We start from the raw sequence: 23,836 nt of genomic DNA on the forward strand, positions 1-23,836 counted from the left end.
TCTCACCCCGCAGTTCAGTTCAGTAATGACTCTATTAAGCTTAGTGTACGCCAAAAAACACTGTTCAGCTAATCTCTGTCTGCAGACACAAGAAAGAACCGGACCATCCCTGCCCGGTTCTTCCTGATGATGCATTCAGCTAAGCCTCACACAGACAGCTCCCAATCTATTACTTGCCTGCCTGATAGGCAGCCAGGAATTCCTTCACCTTGGCCGGATCGGCCTTCAGCTCATTTCCGGTATCCATCAGCGGACTGAGCGTGGAGACGGCTTTGATCTTTTTCCCCTTATAGAAGGCCAGAATCTCATCCTGATTGATGGAGTAGAGTACAGCCTTGCGGAGATCTGTGCTGTTTGCTACATCGCGGTTCTTGGTGTTGAACAGCAGGTAGCTCATCGCGTTGCTCGGAATGCTCTTCAGCTGGAGCTTGCTGTCGCCTTCTACCACATCGTATTTCGTCTCAGGCACGCCATAGTAGACATAGATTTCACCGCTGCGTAGGGCAGACAGAGTGCTATCAGCGTCGGCAATAAAGCGCACGTTAACCTGGTTGATCAGCGCTTCGTTGTCGGTACCTTTTTGATAAGCAGGATTCTTAAGGAAAACTCCTTCATAGTCATTCTTATAGGACAGGATGTAAGGACCGCTGGCATACAGCTTGTTGTCGTATTTGGCGCCTTCCGTTACCGTATTCTGGTCACCGTAAGGGATATCCTTGTTCACATCGAACTTGGCTACATCATACGTGTTGATGCTCTCTACCTGCTTCTTGGAGACAATACCGGCAGATTGATGCGCCAGATAGTTCAGCACCTGCGGAAAAGGCTCTGTCGTCGTCAGCTTGATCACCTGATATTTCCCCTGCTTGTTGTCAGCCTGCTTCTTGTCGCTCACAAGCCCGGAGATCGGCGCTTCCAGGCCTTGCTCCAGCGCTTCTTTAACGGTCCCTTTGCCGCCTGCCTGCTTGATCGAGCCAAGGGCGTCCAGGTCCGTGAATACCTCTACCGTGTTGATATGCTCATGCAAGCTGTAGGTGCGGTGATCCGGCACAGAATCCTTGTTCTTGGCACGGTCCAGGGAGAACACGACATCGTCTCCGCCTACACGCTCACCGGTATCTACAGCTTTTTTGTTGTCGATCTTGGCGAAGTTGATGTCGTCGCGCAGGATGAAATAGTAGTCCTGATTGCCGTCTGCAATACTATAGTTGCGGGACAGCGAAGCGTCGGAAGTGATTTTGTCATCATCGGTCAGATTGACCAGGCGTACATACATATTCGTATTAAGCTGGTTGATCGAGCCGTCATTGCCTTTGATCGGGTCCAGGGACGTCAGGTTGGAGAGCGCCTGAGAGAGAATCAGCGGAGTGGTTGCCCGTTTCGCCGTGTCCACGAAGTCGATATCTTCCCAAGCCAGTGCACGGGATTTGGACAGTCTTACCGAATCGGCTTTAAGCACCTCTTTGTTGACCGCCTGGCTCTTCATAGAGACATACAGCGGAGCAATGCGGGCTTCATCGAAGACCAGGCGCTGCTCGAAATCCTTGTAGGTCTGCAGATATTCTTCCGGCGTTTGCGCGGCTGCTTTATTAATCAGAGCATCCAGCTCGGCATCGGACTGAATACTGTAGTCCCCGCCGGTGGTGAACAGCGATCTCACGGCATAATCGGGATTCCCGGTGACAGTCGTCCAGCCAGAGAGAGACACATCATAGTTGCCTGCATCCTCCTGGGCCTTGAAGCTGGCGTAATCCGGCTGGACATTCAGCTTCACGTTGAACCCATTCTTGGTGAGCTGGTCGCGGACAATGTTCATATCCGACTCATTGCTGCTCATGCCAAGCACTTCAATATTGACAGGTGTACTGTCGCCCGCAGGCGCAGAGGCCGGTGCTTCCGAAGTAGCCGGTTCAGCCGTCTGGCCAGCCGTATTCGATTTGGTTGCTACGGAGCATCCGCTAAGGACCAGGATCAGCGTCAGCAGCAGAGCCAGTGTGGATTTTGTTTTCATTACAGTTTCCTCCCCGGTATCTATCTATTATGTCTCTATGAAAAACGTCAGCTTAAGACGCATTTTCCAAAATTGCGGTTAATCCATCTTGGGATCGAGCGCATCGCGCAGCCCGTCACCGAAGAAGTTGAACGACAGCACCAGCGCAATAATGGCCAGTCCCGGGAAAATCGCCAGATAGGAGTTCGTCTCCAGATACGTGCTGCCCAGCTTGAGAATATTGCCCCATTCCGGGATATGAGGTTCGATCCCCAGACCCAGAAAGCTGAGACTGCTGGTAGAAATGACCGCACCGCCGATGGTCAGTGTGGCCTTAACGATCATGGGAGCCAGTGAATTCGGAACAATATGCTTGAAAATAATCGCTGAATGGCTGGAGCCAAAGGCCCGCGCGGCATCCACGTATTCATAAGTAGAGACCTGAAGCACACTCGCCCGCATGGTCCGGGCATACGTCGGGATGGCTCCGACGCTGAGCGCCAGAATCAGATTGACCGTACTTACGCCGAAGGCGGCGATAATCGCAATCGCCAGCAGGATACCCGGAATGGCATACAGCACATCCAGTGCACGCATGATGATGTTGTCCGTATAACGTCCGTAGTAGCCCGATATCGCTCCCAGAACGCCTCCGAGTATAAGCGGCAGAACCGTGGACATCACCCCGACAATCAGCGAGATCCTTGCGCCGAAAATAATCCGTGTAAACAGGCAGCGTCCGAAATTGTCCGTACCCAGCGGATACGCTAGTGACGGCGGCTGCAAAATCAGTGAATAATTGTTGTCTACCGCCATGCCGTAATCGAAGGTAACATAGCTGCAGACGGAGACGGAGAACAGAAAGGCGACGAACAGCAGACCGAGCATCGCTGTCGTGTTACGGGTCAGCCGCTCCAGCACATCCTCCCACCCGGCTACTGCCGGGTTGTCCCGGTTACGGATGCGGACCAGCAGAATAATACCCAGGGCCAGCGCGAACAGATTACCGGTCAGCGAGGTAAGGAGCAGCGGATAAGCTACCCAGACCATCCTCCGGGGAATCTGGCGGCGGCGTACGAATCTGGCGGTAAGCACGACCACTAGCAGATGGAACGCAGCTACCGCCAGCAGGATGAACATTCCTGTGAGGAAGGTGTCCGCTACGTAAGGCTTGTAGAGGTTCAAGGCCGAGACGGCAATCACCGCTATCTCCGTCAGCAGAGCATATACAGCCAGCGTGTACTCTGGTGATTTGCGCTTCTGGATCAGTTGAAGGGCAGCCGTCACCAGGAACACATTGCCCGTAGCAAGGCTGAGGAGCTGGACATACCCCAAAGCCCTTGTCCCGCTGCGGATCTCTCCCTGTGCGATCAGATCTCTGCGGATCAGCAGCGTAATCAGCACCTGCAACAGCGTGAAGAATCCATAAGCCAGGGTAGCCATTCCTATATAAGGCTTGATGGCCTGACTCTCCCAGTCATAGCTGCTCAGCAGCAGGATCAGTGTTATGATAAGCGACCCCACCCAGGCAAAACCTGCCTGCCGGTAATCCGGAGAGGCCGTGAGTCTAAGCTGTGCTGCACGCCTGTCAGCGTTTGTGTTAACCATGAATGTCACCTGCTATCAGTATTGTTTCATCCGGGACCGGATACGCGGGTCCACAAAAGCGTATAGAATATCGATCAGTGCATTAATTAAGGAAATGGTAATAGCCGTATAGACCACCCCGCCCATAATGGCCGGAATGTCGGGAATAAACTGCTTATCGACGATATAGCTGCCCAGTCCGCTGATGTTGAATACTTTCTCCGTTACGGCCGCCCCGCCCAGCATCGCGCCGAATTGCAGGCCGATGACCGTGACAATCGGGATCAGCGCATTGCGTACCGCGTGCTTAAGCAGCACCTTGCGTTTGCTCAAGCCTTTGGCAGTGGCAGTTATAATGTAATCTTCATGGATAACCTCCAGGGTAGACGCCCGGGTCATCCGGGCAATCGCCGCCGTGAGGCCTGTCCCCAGGACCACCACCGGCATAATGAAGGTCATCCAGTTCCCCGGATTGAACGTCGCCGGAAGCCACTGCAGCTTGATGGAGAAGCCAAGGATGAAGACCAGCCCCTGCCAGAAGCTCGGGATCGACAAGCCGATTAAGGCAATCAGCATGAAGGTATAATCCAACCAGGAATTGGGCTTCGCTGCCGAGATAATCCCGATGGGAATGGCGATCCCCACAGCCATCAGCAGGGAGAACAGCGTCAGCTCCAGCGTAACCGGGAATTTTCGCCCGATGGCTGATACAATCTCTTCGTTCCCCGCAAACGATTTGCCGAGATCGAACATGGCAATCCCCTTCACATTGTCCCATAGCTGCACCAGATAAGACTGATCCAGCCCGTAGACCCTGTTGAATTCGATGATCTGCGCATCGGTAGCCGTCTGGCCGAGAATATTGACCGCAGGATCAAACGGTGAGATATATAATATGGTGAATACAAGCACTGCCACTCCGAAAATAACAAATACCGTCATGACCAATCTTTCAAATATGTATTTGAGATACGGGCTGCTATATAGCCAAATTAACAGATATAGCGGCAGGCCCGGAATGAATGATAACGGTAAAAATAACGGATGCTGCAGCAGTGAGCGAAAGGTACTGATGAAGGTTGATCTGGTAAGTCCCTGCTCCTTCAGCCTGCGGTCTGCCCTTTCGGCAGCCATACACTCGAACCGTTCTCCCGTCAGCTTCTGTGCCTCTGCCTCAATTTCGGTCTCCGTAAGCTGCTCCTTGAAGAATCTGGCCTTGCTCTGCAGCTGCGCTGTGAATTCCGCGTGCAGCTCCTCCTGAAGCCCGGAAGCCAGCAGCTCCTCACGGGTCTCCTGCAGCACGGAAGTATGAACATCCCCGGCCTTACGGGAACGGTGGACGAGCAGTGTGAACAGATTAACAGGCGCGCCGAGGATCAGGGCGAAATAACGATATGAGGCGTTCTGCAGCAGTTTGCTGTAAGAATCACCTATGGCCTCTGCAAAAGGCTGACCCCCACTTTTTGCCGCCTCCATATGACCTGTCCTCCTTCTCTCTAATTTGAATTTGTACTATTCCGATAGATAAGGTATATTTTATTAATAGAGTTGGTTAAAGTCAAGGTATGTTATTTAAAATTATTAGAAAAGTGGCAGGTGGAACCATGGACCCGATTTTGACAGTAAATAATCTGCACATCTCTTTCCAGAGCCATGACGAAGAGCGTGCCGCTGTGCGGGGCGTAAGCTTTGAAGTCTATAAAGGGGAAACGCTAGGGATCGTCGGTGAATCGGGCAGCGGCAAAAGCGTCACCGCCCGCTCCATCATGAGACTGCTGCCTTCCCCGCCCGCACTTATAAAGGATGGGGAGATTGTCTTCCTGGGAGATAACCTGGCGGATAAAACGGAGAAGCAGATGGAGAATATCCGCGGGCAGGAGATCGGTATGATCTTTCAGGACCCGATGAGCTCCCTGAACCCGACCATCCGCATCGGTGAGCAGATCAGCGAGAGTCTGATCAAGCACCGCAAGCTGTCCCGCAGAGCTGCGAAGCAGGAAGCGCTGGAAATGCTGAAGCAGGTCGGCATCCGCGACAGCGAAATGCGCTACCAGCAGTACCCGCATGAATTCTCGGGCGGGATGCGGCAGCGGGTCATGATCGCTATCGCTCTGGTCTGCCAGCCGGCCCTGCTTATTGCAGACGAGCCGACTACCGCACTCGATGTGACGATTCAAGCGCAGATTCTCAATCTGATGAAGCATATGCAGCAGCGTCTGGGCACCTCCATCATTCTGATCACCCATGATCTGGGCGTTGTTGCAGGGATGTGTGACCGTGTAGCGGTTATGAAGGACGGGGAGATTGTGGAGACAGGCCGCACAGAGGACATCTTCGCCCGCCCGCAGCACCCGTATACGCAGCGGCTGCTGAATGCGTTGCCCCGGCTGGATGAGAAGAAGAAGCCCAAGCCGCCCGGTCTGATTATTCAAGGAGAAGGCAATCGGCCGCTGCTGGAGGTCAGATCGCTGAAGCAGCATTTCAATCTGGGCAAGGGCCGGGTGCTGCGCGCGGTCAATGATATCAGCTTCCATATCCGCGAAGGAGAGACGCTCGGCATGGTCGGTGAGTCCGGCAGCGGGAAGTCCACGACCGGACGTTCGATTCTCCGGCTGCATGAGCCGACCGGCGGCGATGTACTGTTCCAGGGCATGGCGGTGAACCGGCTTAATGCCCAGGAGATGAAGATCATGCGGCGCCATATGCAGATGATCTTCCAGGACCCGTATGCATCCTTGAATCCGCGCTTCAAGGTCATGGATATTATAGGTGAGGCATTGGATGTCCACCAGCTTGCCGGCAGCAAGAAGGAGCGAAAAAAGCGGGTCGAGGAGCTGCTGGATCTGGTCGGGCTGGACCCGGCATTCGCCATCCGCTACCCGCATGAATTCTCCGGCGGCCAGCGGCAGCGGATCGGCATCGCCCGCGCGCTGGCCGTTGAGCCGAGGTTCATCGTCTGCGATGAACCGTTGTCAGCGCTGGATATGTCCATCCAGGCGCAGGTAGTGAAGCTGCTGGAGGAGCTGCAGCAGCGGCTCGGCCTGACGTACCTGTTCATTGCCCATGACCTGTCCATGGTCAAGCACATCAGCGACCGGGTGGCCGTCATGTACAATGGCCGGATTGTCGAGCTGGCTGAGAGCGAGGAGCTGTACACTAATCCGCAGCATGAATATACGAAGTCGCTGCTGGCCGCCATCCCCGTGCCCGATCCAAAGATCGAAGCGGCCAAGAAGCGGGTGCTGCTGGAGGAGCAGAGCAGCGGTGTCGATAAATATAACCTCGACCAGTCCAGCCTGGTCGAGATCTCAGAAGGCCACTGGGTCGCTATACCAGCGGGCTGAGAGGCTGAGGGCTGAGGGCTTAAGGATAAAGGCCGAGGATGCAGGACTTCAACGGTAAGAGCAATTAAGGGGCACTTGTGCCCCTCATTTCCGCTCACCGCCCACTTTCAGCCAATTCAGGTGCACTAATGCTCCTCATTTCCGCCTACCGCCCGCTTTCAGCCGATTCAGGTGCACTAATGCTCCTCATTTCCGCCTACCGCCCGCTTTCAGCCAATTCGGGTGCACTTGCTCTTGTGCGCCTCATTTCCATTACTCCCTCAGCTTCCCCACTCCGCCGGTGGACCCGATACCGCTATATTCCTCTACTCGCAAGCCTGTTCACCTACGGAATGAAGCGGTTGCCGCGTTAGGGCTGCGCCAAATGAATGACCTCATGCTCCTCCGCACTTCGGTAGGTCCCGAATACAAGCTCCAGCGTCTTCAGATTATCTTCGCCGCTTGTCTGGAATTCCTCACCGGCATTCAGGCATTCAATGTAGTGAGACTGCAGACGGTAATGGCTCTCTTCAAAATCAAGGCCGTGATCCTCCGAAATCGTAGTCTCCAGCCCGCTGTTATCAATCAGGCTGAGCCTACCGCTGCTGTACAGCTTGATCGTTGCCCGATCACCTTCAATAATCAGCTGTTCCTTATGGTCCGGCAACACAGGCAGCGTGAGCTTGCCCGGCAGATTCTGCCGGGTGGCCCAGCTCATATCCATCAGGCCCATGTAATCCTCGTAGCCTAGAGTAATCAGCCCGGCGTCCTCTCCGGCAATAAACGGGCTGACCTTCCGGGTCTCTGCATACAGCCGCTTAGGCTCCCCGAACAGGAAGCGCCACGTATCATACCAGTGGACCCCCATCTCATAAAACAGCAGCTTCGGCATCTCCCGGAAAAACGGTTGCGGCAGCTCATTCTCCGGGGCAAAGCGCGGTGAATAATAATCCGTGTGAATATAGCGGATCGTCTGAAGCCGTCCTGCCGCTCCCTGATCCAGCAGCTTGCGGATGGCCTGAATCGGCTGCAGCCAGCGCCAGTTCTCTGTAACCATCAGCCGGACGCCCGCAGCACGGGCCGTTTCCACCATCTCACGGGCTTCCTCCATAGAACGGGCAAACGGCTTTTGGCACATGATATGCTTCCCGGCCCGTGCGGCCAGTCCGACCAGCTCAGGATGAGTATCCGGCGCGGTAATAATATCTACTATATCCAGCTCCGCAGAAGACAGCATGTCTTCCAGCGTGGAGTACAGCATGTCCCCCGGAATCCCGTATGCTTCTGCCTTCCTGTGCAGCCTGTCCGAATCCAGGTCGCACAGGCCATGAATTTGAACGCCGGGGATACGCTGCCATGCCTGCAGATGCTTATCCGACCAGTACCCGGCGCCCACAACACCAACCTTCCACATATTATTTCGCCTCCAGGTCATACTCTTCGTGCAGGCGCGTCATTCTCACCGCCATATATGTCCGCCCCGGCAGGTCGATGCGGAAGGTTCCCTGAACGCTGCCTTCCAGCAGTTCTACCGTCATGTTCCAGGTATCCAGCAGTTCCACCTTGTAGCGGAACTCCGGGTTCATCGTGAACTGGCGGAACCCAGGGCGGTTAAACCCGAAATAATACAGATAATATTCATCCTCCACCCCGGCTCTGGGCAGATCCCAATCCGAAGGCAGCGGGTTCAGCCCCTCTGAAGGCCCTTCCTCCAGCACGCGGCGCAGAAAAGCAATCCGCTCAGGGCTCGTGCCATACAGCCGGCCGCCCTTGGCCCACCAGAGCTTATCTTCCGGGTGCAGATAGGTTTCCCCATGTCCGACATACCCTCCACGGACCGCGCCTTCCCAGAAACGGCGGACCATCTCTTCCCCGGTAATATTTCCCCAGCCATGCTCGACATTGCCCTCGTAGGCACATTCATCGATCACGACAGGCTTATTCCAGCGCCGTCTCCATTCATCCGTATGCTCAGAAGTCTTGTACGCATCCACACGCTGAATACTGCAATGCGTAACCCAGGGCTGGTTGAAATCATAGAAGGCAATACCGTTGTGATTAGAGATCAGGTGCCCGTAAGGATCATACGACGTTACAATATGCGCATACCGCTCCCAGTCAGTAAGTTGCTTGTTGCTCATGAAATCATATTCGTTAGCCAGCGACCACCAGATATGGCGATAAGCTGAGAGCCTGGCTACAAGGTACCGGAGATAGCGGTCATCCGCCTCCTTGCCCATATCTGCGAAGCCCCAGCGGTCATACGGGTGGAACAGAATCAGGTCGGCCTCGACGCCCAGCTCCCCAAGATCTGCAATCCGCTCCTCCAGATGCCGGAAGAACGCCGGACTGAACCGGCTGTAATCCCAGCCTTCCTCCACCGAGCCTTCATAGGGATAATATTCCGGTTCATTCTCGTTATAGGAGTAGGATTTCGGGAACACGCACATTCTTATTTTGTTAAAAGAACACGCTTTCAGCGTATCCAGCGTCTGGCGCTCCATCTCATCCCCCTGATGGGTCCAGGCGTAGCAGGTCGTGCCGACAGGAAGATAAGGCGTTCCGTCCGCATAGGCAAAATGAAAGGTATTCCGCACCCGGACCGGACCATGATTCCCGACCGCAGCAGCCGTGCATTCCAGTTCCCCTTCAAGCTCATGCAGCGCAGGCTCATTGCTGCTGGTCCGGAACGTCCACTTCCCCTGATGCTCTGGCATGAAGCGGATGCGATATACCCCGTCTCCATCATAGAAGCCCAGAACAAGAACCGAACGTTCTCCCATCGAAAATTCCGCCTGCAGCGCTACCTCCGTAAACGGATTGCCCCCGGCAGGACCTCCTTGCAGTACAATTTCACATACGCCCCACTGTGAAGTCTGGTCAGGCACCGATACGGAGACCCTCCCCTGGAATGCTTCAGCCTGCCCTGCTTCCTTCGGATTAGCCATAAGTCCTGCTCCCTTCTGTATGAATCCTAAGATATACAAATAGCAACATCAAACTAAACAACAACTAAACAAAACTAATATCACTAACTATAAATTTATTATAAAGCAATCCTACAACACCTTCATGCCATCGTCAACGTTCTTATTCAAGCTAAAAACCAGCTTATTCAACTATTGTATTAACCTCGATTATATGCCAAATTCACTAAACATAACTAAACAAAAATACAAATTACGCTTCATTGCTAAAATTAGCGCCTTCCCTTACACTAAACATACTTAAGCTACGATGCTGAATGGAGGTCTTGTCATTGAATATGGAGGAGCTTGCCCGGCTGGCCGGGGTCTCCAAAGGGGCCGTCTCGCTGGCGCTGAACGGAAAGCCGGGGGTCGGGCCGGAGACACGCGGGCGAATCCTGCGCCTGGCGGAGACCTACGGATACACCGGCAGGGGAAGAGCAGCGGCCGCCGAAGCGAACGCCACCACCCTGCGGTTCCTGGTGTTCACCAATGCCGGGCTGGTTCATGAGGAGTACTATCAGCAGCCCTTCTTCCGGGAGCTGATTCATCATATCGAGGAACGCTGCCGGATGGGGGGCTACAGTCTGATGTTCTCCGCGCTTGAAGAGAAGAACTATGAGCAGGGCATTCAATCAGTGATGGAGGAGCCCACCAGCGGCGTGATTCTGCTCGGGACCAGCCTGGATGCGGCCAGAATAGCCGATATTGCGGACAAGCTGCCCGGCTTGATCGTGCTGGACACCTGCTTCGATGCGCTGCCTGTCCATTTTGTCGAGATCAACAATTATATGGGGGCTTATCAGGCAGGCACCTATCTGACCGGCCACGGGCACCGGAGGATCGGTTATATCGCATCCGAGGAGCGGATTCATAACTTCGGGGAACGGCAGCGCGGGTTCATGGACGCCATGGCGGAGGCGCGGGTGGAGATTCCCGGGAGCAGCCTGCTGGCGGTGCCGCCGACCTTATTTTCCTCACAGGGGCCGTTACGGGACAAGCTGCAGCGGCTGAAGGACAGCGGACAGCCTTTCCCCACCGCCTTCTTCTGTGAATGTGACTACATCGCCATCAGCGCGATCAAGGCACTCGGCGAGCTGGGCTTCTCCATCCCGGAGGATGTATCCGTCATCGGCTTCGATAATATCAATGAATCGCAGATTGTAGCCCCGGAGCTGACCACGGTACATGTGGAGAAAGAACGGATGGCCGCATGGGCAGTCGATCTGTTCACCGCTTCTCTTCACCGGCAGCCCGCAGTCAGCACCAAGGTCAAAGTCGACACCCTCTTTATCGAGAGAGCTTCCTGCCGGAGGCTCGAACCCTCTGCGGATTAGTCAGCTACATTCACAGCCTATTTGCAAAAAAACAGGAGCCAGCCCTAACCGCCTGATCGCGGCTGAGGGGTTGGCTCCTGTTCCTATTCCATGGCCCTATTCTAGGGTCCTGTCCTATCCGTCCGGCTCTATTCGTCCTGCTCTATTTGTCCAGCCAGGTACGCATCATTGATAACAGTTGTCCGCTGTTCACCGGCTTGGTAATATAATCCGAGCAGCCTGCTTCCAGGCACAGCTCCCGGTCCCCCTTCATCGCCTTGGCTGTAAGCGCTAGTATCGGGAGGTCCCCCCATTCCGGCTTCTCCCGGATCGCCCGGGTTGTCTCATAGCCGTCCATTCCCGGCATCATGATGTCCATCAGGACAATCCCGATATCCGGCGTCTGCTCCAGCAGCGTGATTGCATCCTGGCCATTCTCCGCAGGGATCACCTTCATCTGATGACGCTCCAGAATGGAGGTAAGCGCAAAGATGTTGCGGATATCATCATCCACGACAAGCACCTTTTTATACTCGATCATCTCATCCGATTGATACAGCTTCACCAGCTTGTCTCTGGAGAGCGGCGGCAGATTCTCTGCCTTGCGGTGCAGGGCGAGGGTGGATTCATCAATCAGCTGGGCATCTGATTTCACCTCTTTGAGCACCGCCATCTTCGCCAGCTCATCCCATTCGGTTTCTTCCTCCGGCGTCAGCTTCCGGTTCATCTGCACCAGAACGGGGATTCTTTTGTTCCTGGCGTTCTTGTACATCTCCCGCAGGAAACGGATCAGATTCATGTCCGCCAGGCTGCTATCCAGCACGATCGCATCGAACGTCTTGCTGTTCAACTGGTTCAAGGCTTTGCGCCCGGTCTCTACGGCGGTGAGCGTAAGATCCGGGTTGTCCAGCAGCTCGGCTATATGCTTGCGCTCCTGTTCATCCTGGACGGCAACCAGCAGATTAGCCGTGGCATGATCCGCGAACCTGTTCAACCGGTCCAGCGCATTCTCCAGCTCCTCATTGGTCACGGGCTTACGGAAGTAATCGTAAGCACCCTTCTGCAGCAGCAGCACCTCGTCTTCATCCACAGTCATCACGCAGACCGGAATATGCCGCACCCCGATATCGTTCTTGAGCTGCTGAAGCACCAGCCAGCCGTCCGTATCTCCGCCAAGATGCAGATCCAGCGTGATGGCCGCCGGCTGGTATTTCTGAACCAGCTCCAGGACATCCCAGCCGCTGGTGGCGATAACCGCTTTGATCCCTTTTTTGTGGAGCATCCCCAGAATGATCTCATTGAACTTCTGGTCATCCTCAACGATCAGGAACACCCGGTCTCCCGGTTCAATCCCATCGCGGTCATCCAAGAAAGGCTCCTCTTCCGGCTTGACAAGGCTGCTTCTGCGTTTGGCCGGGGTGATATCAATGACCTCGGGGACATGAGTCTGCGGGAGCACCGGCTCTGTGAATTCCGCTTCCGTTGGCAGGTACAGATTAAATACGCTCCCTTTGCCCACTTCGCTGTACAGGGTAATCTCTCCGCCCAGCATCTCGGCAATCTCGCGGGAGATGGCAAGCCCCAGGCCCGTTCCCCCGTATTCCCGGTTCGTGCTGCCGTCCGCCTGCTGGAAGGCTTCGAAGATAATCTGCTGCTTCTCCTGCGGAATGCCGATCCCTGTATCGCTTACGGAGAAACAGATCACCGTTCTGGCCCGCTTCAGCGACTCATTGTCCGGGTGCCAGCCATCCTCTGCCTTGCGGATCTGAAGCATAATCTGCCCCTGCTCCGTGAACTTGAAGGCGTTCGAGAGCAGGTTCTTCAGTATTTGCTGCAGCCGCTTGGAATCCGTGGCGATGCTGGCCGGTACACCGGGATCAACGCTGATCCGGTAGTCGAGCTTCTTGGCATCCACCATATGGCGGAAGGTGCGGTCCAGTCCGCCTGTCAGCTCTGCCAGAGAGACCTCGCTGAAGTCCGGCGTGATCGTGCCGGATTCGATTTTGGACAGATCCAGGATATCATTGATCAGGTGCAGCAATTCAAGTCCCGAATCCTGAATCGTCTTCGCGAACTTCACCTGAAGCTCATGCAGATTCTCATCCGGGTTCTCGGCCAGCTGTTCTGCCAGAAGCAGCAGGGAATTCAGCGGGGTCCGCAGCTCATGGGACATGTTGGCCAGGAATTCAGACTTATATTTGGAAGTCAGGGCAAGCTGCTCCGCCTTCTCCTCCAGGTAACGCTTGGCAACCTCTACCTCGTGGTTCTTGCTCTCCACTTCCGCCTTCTGCAGTACCAGCAGCTTCGCCTTATCCTCCAGCTCGTCATTCGTGCTCCGCAGCTCCAGCTGCTGCTTCTGCAGCTCCTCGGTAAGCGACTGGGACTGAATCAGCAGCTCCTCCGTACGCTGGTTCGCCTGCATCGTGTTGATTACACTGCCGATGGATTCAGTAAGCTGATCCAGGAAAGCGATGTCGATATCGCTGTAAGGCCGGAAGGTCGCCAGCTCCAGAATCGCCAGCACCTGATCCTCGAAGATAATCGGCAGCAGAATGATATTGAGCGGCGTTGCTTCGCCCAGTGCGGACGAGATCATCACATAGTCACCCGGAACATTGGTCAGCAGAATCCGCTGCTTCTCAATCAGGCACTGGCCGACCAGCCCCTGCCCCGCCCGGAATTCATTCGCCAGATGCTTGCGGTTCTGATACGCATAGCTGGCGAACAGCTTCAAGACCGCTTCCCCGCCGGAGGGTTCATTAATATAGAAGACGCCATGCTGCATCGATACCAGCGGAGCCAGCTCGGACAGGATCATCCGGCTGACTGCATACAGATCGCGCTGCCCCTGGAGCATCCGCGAGAACTTGGCCAGATTGGTCTTCAACCAGTCCTGCTCGGTGTTGATGCGGGTCGTCTCCTTCAGATTACGGATCATCTCGTTGATGTTATCCTTGAGCGTGGCAACCTCCCCGGAGGCGGACACATCAATCGCCCGTGACAGATCGCCGTTAGTCACTGCTGTCGCCACATTGGTGATGGCCCGTACCTGTGTGGTCAGCGTACTCGCCATGTAATTGACGTTGTCGGTCAGATCACGCCAGGTACCCGCAGCCCCCGGCACACTGGCCTGTCCGCCCAGCTTACCTTCGGCTCCAACCTCGCGTGCCACAGTAGTTACCTGATCAGCGAAGGTAGCCAGCGTCTCGATCATGTTATTGATCGTATCCGTCAATTCGGCAATCTCGCCCTTGGCCTCGACCGTCAGCTTCTGCTTCAGGTTACCGTTCGCCACCGCCGTCACAACCTTGGCGATGCCCCGCACTTGATCGGTCAGATTGGTCGCCATGATATTCACGTTGTCGGTCAGATCTTTCCAGATGCCCCCGACACCGCGCACCTGGGCCTGTCCGCCCAGCTTGCCGTCCGTGCCGACCTCGCTCGCTACACGCGTCACCTCGGAGGCGAACGAATTCAGCTGATCCACCATCGTGTTGATCGTGTTCTTCAGCTCAAGCAATTCGCCTTTGACATCCACCGTAATCTTCTTGGACAGATCCCCGTTCGCTACCGCCGTGGTTACACCGGCAATATTGCGCATCTGAATCGTCAGGTTGCTCGCCATGAAGTTCACCGTATCGGTCAGATCCTTCCAGGTGCCGGAGACATCCTTCACCTCGGCCTGCGCGCCCAGCTTGCCGTCCGTACCCACCTCGCGCGCTACACGCGTCACCTCGGAGGCGAAGATCGAGAGCTGGTCCACCATCGTGTTGATCGTATTTTTCAGCTCAAGAATCTCGCCCTTGACGTCTACGGTAATCTTCTTGGACAGGTCGCCCTTGGCTACCGCCGTGGTCACATCTGCAATATTGCGCACCTGATCCGTCAGATTGCGGGCCATGTTATTTACGCCTTCGGTCAAGTCCTTCCAGGTGCCGCCGACTCCCTTCACCTGCGCCTGTCCGCCCAGCTTACCGTCTGTACCTACCTCGCGCGCTACACGTGTAACCTCGGAAGAGAACATGGAGAGCTGGTCCACCATCGTATTGATCGTGTTCTTCAGCTCCAGGATTTCACCTTGCACATCCGCAGTGATTTTCTTGGACAGATCCCCGTTCGCCACCGCTGTCGTTACGACCGCGATATTGCGCACCTGATTCGTCAGGTTGGACGCCATATAGTTCACGCTCTCGGTCAAATCGCGCCACGTTCCGGCTACGCCCTTCACCTGCGCCTGTCCGCCCAGCATGCCTTCAGTGCCGACCTCGCGCGCCACGCGCGTCACCTCGGAGGCGAAGATCGACAGCTGCTCCACCATGGTGTTAATGGTGTTCTTCAGCTCCAGAATCTCCCCCGTCGCATTCACGGTAATTTGCTTGGACAGATCCCCTTTGGCCACCGCTGTCGTCACTTCGGCAATATTGCGCACCTGATCCGTCAGCGTGCCGGCCATGAAGTTCACGCTATCGGTCAGATCCTTCCAGGTCCCGGAGACGCCCTTCACATCGGCCTGCCCGCCGAGAATCCCTTCTGTAGATACCTCGCGCGCCACGCGCGTGACCTCGGAGGCGAAGTTGCTGAGCTGGTCCACCATGATGTTAATAGTGCTCTTGAGCTCCAGAATCTCGCCCTTCGCATCGACGGTAATCGTCTTTGACAAGTCGCCCTTGGCTACCGCCGTGGTCACTTCCGCGATATTGCGCACCTGATTCGTTAAGTTGGACGCCATATAATTGACGCTCTCGGTCAAATCCCGCCAGGTGCCGGACACGCCCTTGACGTCCGCCTGCCCGCCGAGAATCCCTTCCGTACCCACCTCACGCGCCATCCGGGTCACCTCGGAAGCAAAGGTCGATAACTGATCTACCATCGTATTGATCGTGTTCTTCAGCTCCAGAATTTCACCCTGCACATCGGCCGTAATCTTCTTCGACAGATCGCCGTTGGCAACCGCCGTAGTCACCACCGCGATGTTCCGCACCTGATTGGTCAGGTTGGACGCCATGTAGTTCACGCTCTCGGTCAAATCCCGCCAGGTGCCGGAGACATCCTTCACATCAGCTTGTCCGCCGAGCTTGCCTTCGGTCCCGACCTCACGCGCCACCCGGGTCACCTCAGAAGCGAACATGGAGAGCTGATCCACCATCGTGTTGATCGTATTCTTCAGCTCCATGATTTCGCCACGCGCATTGACCGTAATCTGCTTCGACAGATCGCCGTTCGCTACGGCTGTAGTCACTGCCGCGATATTGCGCACCTGATCCGTAAGATTCGTCGCCATATAATTGACGCTGTCGGTCAGATCCTTCCAGGTGCCGGAGACCCCTTTCACATCAGCCTGTCCGCCCAAAATACCCTCGGTACCCACCTCACGCGCTACGCGTGTAACCTCAGAGGCGAACGTGCTGAGCTGATTCACCATCATATTAATATTGCTTGCCGTTCGCTGGAACTCGCCGGTAAGCGGCCGTCCTTCAATCGCCAGCTCCACCTGCTGGGACAGATCGCCCTTGGCTACGGCGTTAATGACCCGGACCATCTCGCTGGTCGGCTGAATCAGATCAATCACCAGGCCGTTCAAGGAATCGGTAACCATCTCCCAGGACCCGCCCAGATTCTTCTGCACGAACCGTCTGGACAGGTTTCCTTCCTTGCCGACCACTCTCGCCACCGTCTGGACCTCGTTTACCAGGCTCTCCTGAATGTCCATAATCTCGTTGAACGTATCCGCTACCTTACCGGCGATCCCCGTCCGGTCATAAGGCATTCTGTGGGAGAAATTGCCCTTCTTCATCGCCATCAAGGCGCTCAGCAGTTCACCGGCGTCTATTCCATCGCCATGGTTTTCTTTGATTTGGTTGTCATCGCTCATAGTATCAACCCTGCCCCTTATTCAGCACGTATTTTTGCTCTCCAATCCAAGATGCTCACAAACGACAATTGTAAAAACAAACGTAGCCCCAGGTTCATTCGACGGCTCTACCCGGATGCTTCCGCCCATCAGCTCCACCAGAGCTTTGCTGATCGATAAGCCAAGCCCCGTGCCTTCGAATCTGCGTGTGGTAGAGGCGTCAAGCTGGGAGAAGGGCTGGAACAGCTCGCCGATTTTATCCGGGGGAATTCCGATTCCTGTGTCTCTGATTGTGAATTCAAGCGTAAGCTTATCCGCCGCTTCCCCCAGCTTGTTAACCATTATGTATACACTGCCTGCATGGGTGAATTTCACTGCGTTGCCTACCAGATTATTCAGCACCTGGCGGAGGCGGTTCACATCTCCCGACAGATAGGGCGGCACGGCGGGGTCAATCATCACCACCATATCAAGCTTCCGCTCACGGGTCCTAGCGGTGAACAGGGCAACCGTCTCGCTCAGGCAGTCTTGCAGCGAGAACGGCGCCTCTTCCACCTCCAGCTTGCCGGATTCAAGCTTGGAATAATCGAGGATCGGATTGATCACCGACAGAAGGGCATTGCTGCTCGTGTGGATAATTCCCGCCATCTCACAATATTCCTCCGGCAGATCCGAAGCCAGCAGCAGATCAGACATTCCGATGATCCCGTTCAGCGGCGTGCGGATTTCATGGCTCATCATGGCCAGGAATTCCGATTTCACCTTGGAGGCAATTTCTGCGGCTTCCTTCGCTTCCCTCAGCTCCTGATTCGTCTTCTCCAGCTGCCGGGCCTGCTGCTTCAGCATCTCACTCTGGAGCTGCAGCGTCTTATTCGCTTCATACATGCTGACGTAACCCTCAATCTTGGACTTGAACAGCTGTGGGACGAGGGGCTTCGTCATGTAATCCATAGCGCCGACGGAATAGCCAGCGAAGATATCCTCCATGGTAGTGCTGTTAGCGGTCATGAAAATAATCGGCACGAAATTGTTCTTCTCCCGCGTGCGGATGAGGCGGGCCGTCTCCAGCCCGTCCATTCCCGGCATTTGCACATCCATTACAATGACCGCAAATTCCTCTTCCAGCAAACAGCGCAAAGCCTCAATCCCGGAATAGGCCCGAAATAACCGGTAAGACTCTCCGCTAAGCACGGCCTCAATGGCAAGCAGGTTTTCGGGATGATCGTCTACGAGCAGGATGTTGATTGGATAATCCATGAGGACCTCACTTTCCAACCTGTGGCTTGCTTACGTTTATATTTCGAAAATATAGCTTATATACCCAAAATTTCAAATCCCGAAACCCGGTCATTCTTATAGCGAACTTCCCCTGAGCGCAGATAATCAAAAGAGCAGCGGGGTCTGGTCTGACCTCACTGCTCCGTTCGGATAACGCTTATGTATGTTGTAATTCATGAAGCAAAGGCAGCGTAATCTCAACTATTGTTCCCACCGGCTGGTTACTCTTGAACTGGAGAGTCCCCTTATGATTATGGATAATTTTCTTACTAATCATAACACCTAGTCCATTCCCTCCCGATTTGGTCGTGAAGAACGGAGCACCGATCTGGTGCAGAAGCTCTGCCGGTATGCCCGGCCCGGTGTCGATGATGCGAATAATGGCTGCATTCTCCTCAAGCTTCAGCTCCAGGGTAATTTCTGCTCCGTGCGGGCTTGCTTCTATCGCATTTTTCAGCACATTGATAAAAACCTGCTTCAGCTTGTTAACTGCGCACCGAATGAGCAGGCTGTCGAGATCCGAGTGCATTACAATCTCGTTGTCTGTCATATGCGCCTGGGCATTCAGCAGCACAACTACCTGTCCGAGCAGCCCGGCCAGATTACAGTCTGCCAGTTCGGACGGCATTTCCTTGCCCAGCAGCAACAGTTCACCAATTATTGAATTGATCCGGTCCACCTCTGACAGGATGATCTCGTGCAGCTCCCTGTTCATCTTAGAGCGGGAATACAACAGCTGGACGAACCCGCGGATGCTGGTCAGCGGATTACGAATTTCATGGGCGATGCCTGCAGACAGCTCACCGATCATAGACAGACTCTCGTTGTATCTCAGGAACTCTTCTGTTTTTTTTCGTTCAGTCATGTCGCGGGTAATCGAGATTATCATCTGGCGGCCATTCAGCCTGAACGGCTTCGCACTGATCTCCACCGGTATTTCCCTTCCGTCCTTCGTGACCTGAACCCATTCGACGAACCTTCCTTCTCCGCTGAGAATGGACCCGAACGTCTTATCCACCTCTCTCACCAGTGCTTCTGCGGTAACAGTACGGGGGGTCTTGTCCAGCAGCTCGTGACGTGTATAGCCCAGCATACGGCAGCCAGCTTCGTTCACATCCAGGAACTTCGAGGGCTTGCCCTCCTCATCCTGTTCATAAATGAAAATAGGATCATTCGCCTCATTAAATAGCTTATAATATTTCAGCTCTGAGAACTTGATCTCCGTTACATCCCTTAATGCACATACATAAGCCGTAATGCATCCTTCCAGATCTTTTACTGGGGATATCGTTATTTTGACACTGATCAACTCCCCGTCCCGCTTAATCCGGAAGGTATCGAGGACAAACAGACGCTTTCCCTGATTGATGAAGATATACATCTGATTCAGCTCGTCCCTAAGCTCCCGCGGAACATGGGGGAAATCATGGAGGTTCAATTCCTCCGTTGTCCAGCCGTACAGCTCAACGAAGCTGGAATTGGCGTAGCTCACCTTGTTGTCCATACCCAGAATGTACATCGGGTCCGGGCTGTGCTCGGCAAAAGAATACAGTGAATAATGCATCATCTGATGAACTGAGAAACAACTCATATAGCAGCTCCCGCAGCCAGTTTGTTTTTCATTCCATGGTAGCACTTTGCCCGTAACTTATCTGTGACAAAAGCGGCTCAGCTCTGCTGGTAATTCACCGCTGTAATCAGGCAATCCCCGCATAGAAAAGCATAATAGATTCCCTCGCTGTCTTCCGCCTGCTCCATATCCATCTGTGCGGTAAAGGTCATCGTCTGCGAGCAGCAGGGACATGCCGGATAATCCGTATCCTGAATCCAGGCTGGATGTCCCCCGATCTGCGATGCCGGCGCCTCAAGCGTCCAATGCGCACTTTCATAAGTGCCTGCAGGCTGTTCCGATAATTGCATCACATGCCATACGGGGGACGCTTGCCCTCCGTTATTGTCAGGCAGATATTCAGGAACAGTGTTATATGGACTCCATGAATAACCGCCTTCCAGATCAACGTTCATGAACACGGTGCCGTAGCAATTACAGTGCATACAGGCGGCAATCCTTAGACGCTTGCCGGGCAGCTTCATGAATTGAAGCAAAGGATGCTGCAAATCGTAATCGAATAAGACGGTCAATTCGCCGCCGCACCACGGACAGGACGCCGCCCCTGTCTGGAGCGCTGTCACCGCCGCAGGAGTGCGGGGAGCTTCCGCAATTTCTTCCTTATATACTTTGAATGGATAACACTCCGGGTGTATAAGCAGTCTCTTGCCGCCATCAGCATCAAGCTCCCAGCCCGCTTCACGGGCATACATCTCGGGAGATATATATAACGCCGACGTCCACACCGGCGGGGACTGCCGCCATGCCGCAAACAGCCTGACCACTTCTTCATCACCAATCCAGGCCAGTGCCAGCAGCAGGTGATTCCGGTTCACCTGATCAGTCTCCACCTGAGCAATGAGCCGATCCCGGATCACCGCGTCCGCATCCTTGTAGAGAATCGCCGGATAATAATTCTCTGTGCGGAGGAAGCTTTCGAGGCCCGGCCCGAGCCGTGTATCTGTGTAACAGACAAGGGACAACAGAATCGTCTCAGCCTGGTCAACCTCCTCTTCTTCCAATAATTGAACTGCGTAGCTCTCCATTCGCTCCCGTTCTTCCACGGTCAGCTCATGATACAGCTCCTGCTCAGTTTGGGGGTAGGGCACTTCCCGGATAAGCGGATCAGGCTTCTGCGGGCTGTGCATGATTGTCAGAATTTCAACCCGATCTTCCACACCTGCATATCTATTGATCTCTTTCCGGTTCTGCTCAATATAAGCCTGTCTCTCTTCTGCAAGCTTCCGCTGCTGGCAGGGCATACAGATACCCCCGGTCTTCAGTGCGGTTGCAGGAAGAATGCTTCCCGTGCAGCCCGGGGTCTGACAAGGCAGACGTTCGCTCATATGTTCTCTCTCCCTTCGTGATCAGTACGCAGACTATGATTTTATTAACATTATAAGATAGCGGACTTCCGGGATGCCAGCAGACGGATTCCGCCCTGGCCCTTGACTGTTCGCCCGCCATCTAAGATAATAACAACCTCTGCCGTATATCATGCAGGACAAGACTAACATTGACAGGAAAAGGGGCGGTCGTTATCAACTGGTTAAATGATCTCTACAAATTACAGAAGCAGGAGCCGGCCAAAAACGCCGAGCCTGCCCTGGTCAATGCCATCTTCCGCATGTATGACCGGTTCAAACGGCTTGGTCTCACCGAACGGCTCGGCCAGCAGGATATGTCGCTGGATATTGCCGACGCTTATGTCCATGGCCGAAATGCCATGATTGAAGCCGGAGTCGGTATCGGCAAATCCTTCGCCTACCTGATTCCCGGCCTGCTCATCAACCAGCTCTCCCGGCAGCCGGTCATTATCGCCACCTCGTCCATCCAGCTCTCTGAACAGATCCATAAGGATCTGCGGTTCATCGGCAGCCGGCTCGGCTTCTCCATGGTCCGCTCTGTAGTCGGCAAGGGCATGGGGCAATATGCATGCCGGTACCGGGCAGCGGACCTGTTCCCGTCCGGGGAGTCCGGCTCCCCGCTCACGGTAATGGCAGAACGTATCCTGAATGCAGAAATCAACGAACGGGCAGATCTGAAGGGCGGAGTCAGTGATGCCTTATGGTCTAACGTGTGTGTGACAGATTGCAAGTTCGAGCACTGCCACTACAAGCATACCTGCGCCTTCTACGACATGCGGGCCAAGATCAACGCCGGCCCGGGCGAGATGGATATCATCATCGTGAACCAGGACCTGCTGATCCGTGACCTGATCAAGAAAAAGGAAGGGACCAAGGGCCTGATCACAGAGCGGCCTGCGCTGATTATAATCGATGAAGCGCATAATCTTGAGGCCAAGGTCCGGGATGCCCAGACGATTGAATTCACCTTCCGGGGGATCTCACGGGTGCTGGAGGATGCCATGCAGCTGCTGTACAAGCAATCCGCAGACCGCAGCCTGATGAAGTCCTTCCAGTTCGTCCGGCGCTGTGCCAAAGAGCTGTTCAGACAGATAGAAGCAGACCTGCTGCACACCGCCAAGCAGGACACTGACCGGATTAAAGTATCGGAGATTACGGGCGTCCCGCTAGAGCAGGCCGTGCAAATTCTGCAAGAGTTCCGCCTCAGTCTCTCGGTCCTGACTTCCCGGCATGAGCGGGAGATCGATAATACCTTCGAAGCGGTTAACGGAATGATTGACCTCTTTCAGGTGCTTGCCGGGACGGAGGGTAACTATCTGCTCTGGGCAAGCCAGCCCCGGGGAGAAGCTACCGTCAGTATCTGCCCCAAGGGGATTAGCCAATTCCTGAAATACAGTCTTTTTAGCGGCAAGACCTCTGTCATCCTGACCTCCGCAACCCTCAGCCAGTCCGGCGACACGCTGGAGAAGCAATACGCTTATCTGTCCCGTTCGCTGGGCTACAGAGGGGAGTATATGGAGCGTCAGGCTTCACCGTTCGATTATGACAACCATACGATGATGTATATTGCCAAGGACGTCCCTTACTATAACCACAACAACCGGGAAGCTTATCTGGAAGCGGCATATAAGGAGCTGCTGCGGCTATGCAATGTAACGGACGGGCGGACGCTGGTGCTTTTTTCGGCCAAAGAGGATATGAAGTACATTCACAAAAAGCTGAGCGCAGAGAAGCTGAAGTGGGCGCTGCATATGCAGCGGGAAGGCTCGTCCCAGGACGGGGTGATCGCTGAGTTCCGGGCGAGCAAGGGCCTGCTGCTGAGTACCGGCGTGTTCTGGGAAGGCGTGAATATCGAGGGTGCAGATCTGTCGCATCTGATCGTCTTCCGGCTGCCGTTCCCGGTTCCGGCCGATCCCGTCTACGAATACAAGGCTGCGCAGGTGGCGAATCCGCTCATGGAGGTCTACGTACCGGACATGCTGCTCCGCCTGCGGCAAGGCACCGGGCGCCTGATCCGCAGCGAGACAGACCTCGGTGTACTCAGCATCCTGGATTCCCGCCTGTCGGCCGGAGCCCGCAACCCGTACCGGGAACAAGTCCTTGCCGCCCTGCCGTTCACCAAGGTGACGGAGGATTTCGGGGTGCTGGAGAAGTTTGTGCGTGCGAAGGGGATTCAGCGGGGTTGAGTCAGACGCGGGCGACGGGCGGGGAATCGGCGGGGTTGTGATGGACGCAGGCGGAATATCACCCTTAAGTATGCGCCTATTGTACTTTGTACATTAGATCGAGCTATAAAACTACCTTTCTAGCCATTCTACTGTATTATGTACAGCAGAATTTAGAGATTTTGCCCATATTGGGCCCTTCTCCAGCATTCTACTGTACTAAATACAATAGAGACTGTTTTTAGAGGTGTTTTATGAATTTCTATTGCACATAGTGCAATCACCACTGGACTACCCGCTCCATTTCTTCACTAGCCAGCCCACTTCCAGCCGATCCAAAGGGATTTCCCCTTTCATTTCAGCTCCCAGCCAGTCAGCCTGCTT

Annotated in this window: 12 protein-coding genes; 3 read left to right on the top strand and 9 right to left on the bottom strand. The window is 54.7% G+C overall.

The features are described from left to right. Positions 1–169: 169 nt before the first annotated feature. The 3 genes from ACFSX3_RS25930 to ACFSX3_RS25940 all read right to left on the bottom strand — a co-directional run bounded on the left by ACFSX3_RS25930 (position 170) and on the right by ACFSX3_RS25940 (position 5,053). The gene (locus tag ACFSX3_RS25930) at positions 170–2,011 is read right to left on the bottom strand and encodes an ABC transporter substrate-binding protein (RefSeq protein WP_209993620.1); all 1,842 of its coding nucleotides are present in this window, start codon (positions 2,009–2,011) and stop codon (positions 170–172) included. 78 nt (positions 2,012–2,089) lie between these two features. Beyond that, positions 2,090–3,598 carry an ABC transporter permease gene (locus ACFSX3_RS25935; RefSeq protein WP_209993621.1) on the bottom strand — a complete coding sequence of 503 codons (1,509 nt, stop codon included), beginning with the start codon at positions 3,596–3,598 and terminating at the stop codon, positions 2,090–2,092. Between the two features lie 15 nt (positions 3,599–3,613). Further along, the gene (locus ACFSX3_RS25940; protein WP_209993622.1) at positions 3,614–5,053 is read right to left on the bottom strand and encodes an ABC transporter permease; all 1,440 of its coding nucleotides are present in this window, start codon (positions 5,051–5,053) and stop codon (positions 3,614–3,616) included. 128 nt (positions 5,054–5,181) lie between these two features. On the opposite strand from ACFSX3_RS25940, the gene ACFSX3_RS25945 reads away from it, so the two are divergent. Continuing rightward, positions 5,182–6,921 (top strand): ABC transporter ATP-binding protein, encoded by a 1,740-nt coding sequence (locus ACFSX3_RS25945; protein WP_209993623.1) that lies wholly within the window; start codon positions 5,182–5,184, stop codon positions 6,919–6,921. Between the two features lie 349 nt (positions 6,922–7,270). Here ACFSX3_RS25945 and ACFSX3_RS25950 read toward each other — a convergent pair whose 3' ends face one another. Next, on the bottom strand, positions 7,271–8,314 hold the full coding sequence (locus ACFSX3_RS25950) for a Gfo/Idh/MocA family protein (RefSeq protein ID WP_209993624.1): 1,044 nt from the start codon (positions 8,312–8,314) through the stop codon (positions 7,271–7,273). Between the two features lies 1 nt (position 8,315). After that, the gene (locus tag ACFSX3_RS25955; protein WP_209993625.1) at positions 8,316–9,848 is read right to left on the bottom strand and encodes a DUF5605 domain-containing protein; all 1,533 of its coding nucleotides are present in this window, start codon (positions 9,846–9,848) and stop codon (positions 8,316–8,318) included. Between the two features lie 317 nt (positions 9,849–10,165). Between ACFSX3_RS25955 and ACFSX3_RS25960 the strand changes: the two genes are divergently transcribed. Then, the gene (locus ACFSX3_RS25960; RefSeq protein WP_379258905.1) at positions 10,166–11,203 is read left to right on the top strand and encodes a LacI family DNA-binding transcriptional regulator; all 1,038 of its coding nucleotides are present in this window, start codon (positions 10,166–10,168) and stop codon (positions 11,201–11,203) included. A gap of 142 nt (positions 11,204–11,345) precedes the next feature. Here ACFSX3_RS25960 and ACFSX3_RS25965 read toward each other — a convergent pair whose 3' ends face one another. The 4 genes from ACFSX3_RS25965 to ACFSX3_RS25980 form a co-directional block, all read right to left on the bottom strand. Further along, a complete protein-coding gene (locus ACFSX3_RS25965) occupies positions 11,346–17,054 on the bottom strand; it encodes a HAMP domain-containing protein (RefSeq protein WP_209993627.1) in 5,709 nt (1,902 codons plus the stop codon). A 21-nt stretch (positions 17,055–17,075) separates the two neighbouring features. Then, a complete protein-coding gene (locus ACFSX3_RS25970; protein ID WP_209993628.1) occupies positions 17,076–18,290 on the bottom strand; it encodes an ATP-binding protein in 1,215 nt (404 codons plus the stop codon). 178 nt (positions 18,291–18,468) lie between these two features. Further along, a complete protein-coding gene (locus tag ACFSX3_RS25975; RefSeq protein WP_379257352.1) occupies positions 18,469–19,902 on the bottom strand; it encodes a PAS domain S-box protein in 1,434 nt (477 codons plus the stop codon). A gap of 77 nt (positions 19,903–19,979) precedes the next feature. After that, positions 19,980–21,266 carry a DUF1963 domain-containing protein gene (locus tag ACFSX3_RS25980; protein WP_209993630.1) on the bottom strand — a complete coding sequence of 429 codons (1,287 nt, stop codon included), beginning with the start codon at positions 21,264–21,266 and terminating at the stop codon, positions 19,980–19,982. Positions 21,267–21,436: 170 nt separating this feature from the next. On the opposite strand from ACFSX3_RS25980, the gene ACFSX3_RS25985 reads away from it, so the two are divergent. Next, complete coding sequence (locus tag ACFSX3_RS25985) at positions 21,437–23,473, top strand: ATP-dependent DNA helicase (protein ID WP_379313423.1); 2,037 nt, start codon at positions 21,437–21,439, stop codon at positions 23,471–23,473. Positions 23,474–23,836: the final 363 nt, after the last annotated feature.

This window comes from Paenibacillus rhizoplanae (genome assembly GCF_042684125.1).
GTDB lineage: Bacteria > Bacillota > Bacilli > Paenibacillales > Paenibacillaceae > Paenibacillus_AQ > Paenibacillus_AQ rhizoplanae.

Coding starts and splice junctions, on each gene's coding strand:
- ACFSX3_RS25960 (WP_379258905.1), top strand. CDS start 10,166: ATGGAGGAGCTTGCCCGGCTGGCCGGGGTCTCCAAAGGGGCCGTCTCG.
- ACFSX3_RS25965 (WP_209993627.1), bottom strand. CDS start 17,054: ATGAGCGATGACAACCAAATCAAAGAAAACCATGGCGATGGAATAGAC.
- ACFSX3_RS25955 (WP_209993625.1), bottom strand. CDS start 9,848: ATGGCTAATCCGAAGGAAGCAGGGCAGGCTGAAGCATTCCAGGGGAGG.
- ACFSX3_RS25935 (WP_209993621.1), bottom strand. CDS start 3,598: ATGGTTAACACAAACGCTGACAGGCGTGCAGCACAGCTTAGACTCACG.
- ACFSX3_RS25980 (WP_209993630.1), bottom strand. CDS start 21,266: ATGAGCGAACGTCTGCCTTGTCAGACCCCGGGCTGCACGGGAAGCATT.
- ACFSX3_RS25940 (WP_209993622.1), bottom strand. CDS start 5,053: ATGGAGGCGGCAAAAAGTGGGGGTCAGCCTTTTGCAGAGGCCATAGGT.
- ACFSX3_RS25975 (WP_379257352.1), bottom strand. CDS start 19,902: ATGAGTTGTTTCTCAGTTCATCAGATGATGCATTATTCACTGTATTCT.
- ACFSX3_RS25945 (WP_209993623.1), top strand. CDS start 5,182: ATGGACCCGATTTTGACAGTAAATAATCTGCACATCTCTTTCCAGAGC.
- ACFSX3_RS25950 (WP_209993624.1), bottom strand. CDS start 8,314: ATGTGGAAGGTTGGTGTTGTGGGCGCCGGGTACTGGTCGGATAAGCAT.
- ACFSX3_RS25970 (WP_209993628.1), bottom strand. CDS start 18,290: ATGGATTATCCAATCAACATCCTGCTCGTAGACGATCATCCCGAAAAC.
- ACFSX3_RS25930 (WP_209993620.1), bottom strand. CDS start 2,011: ATGAAAACAAAATCCACACTGGCTCTGCTGCTGACGCTGATCCTGGTC.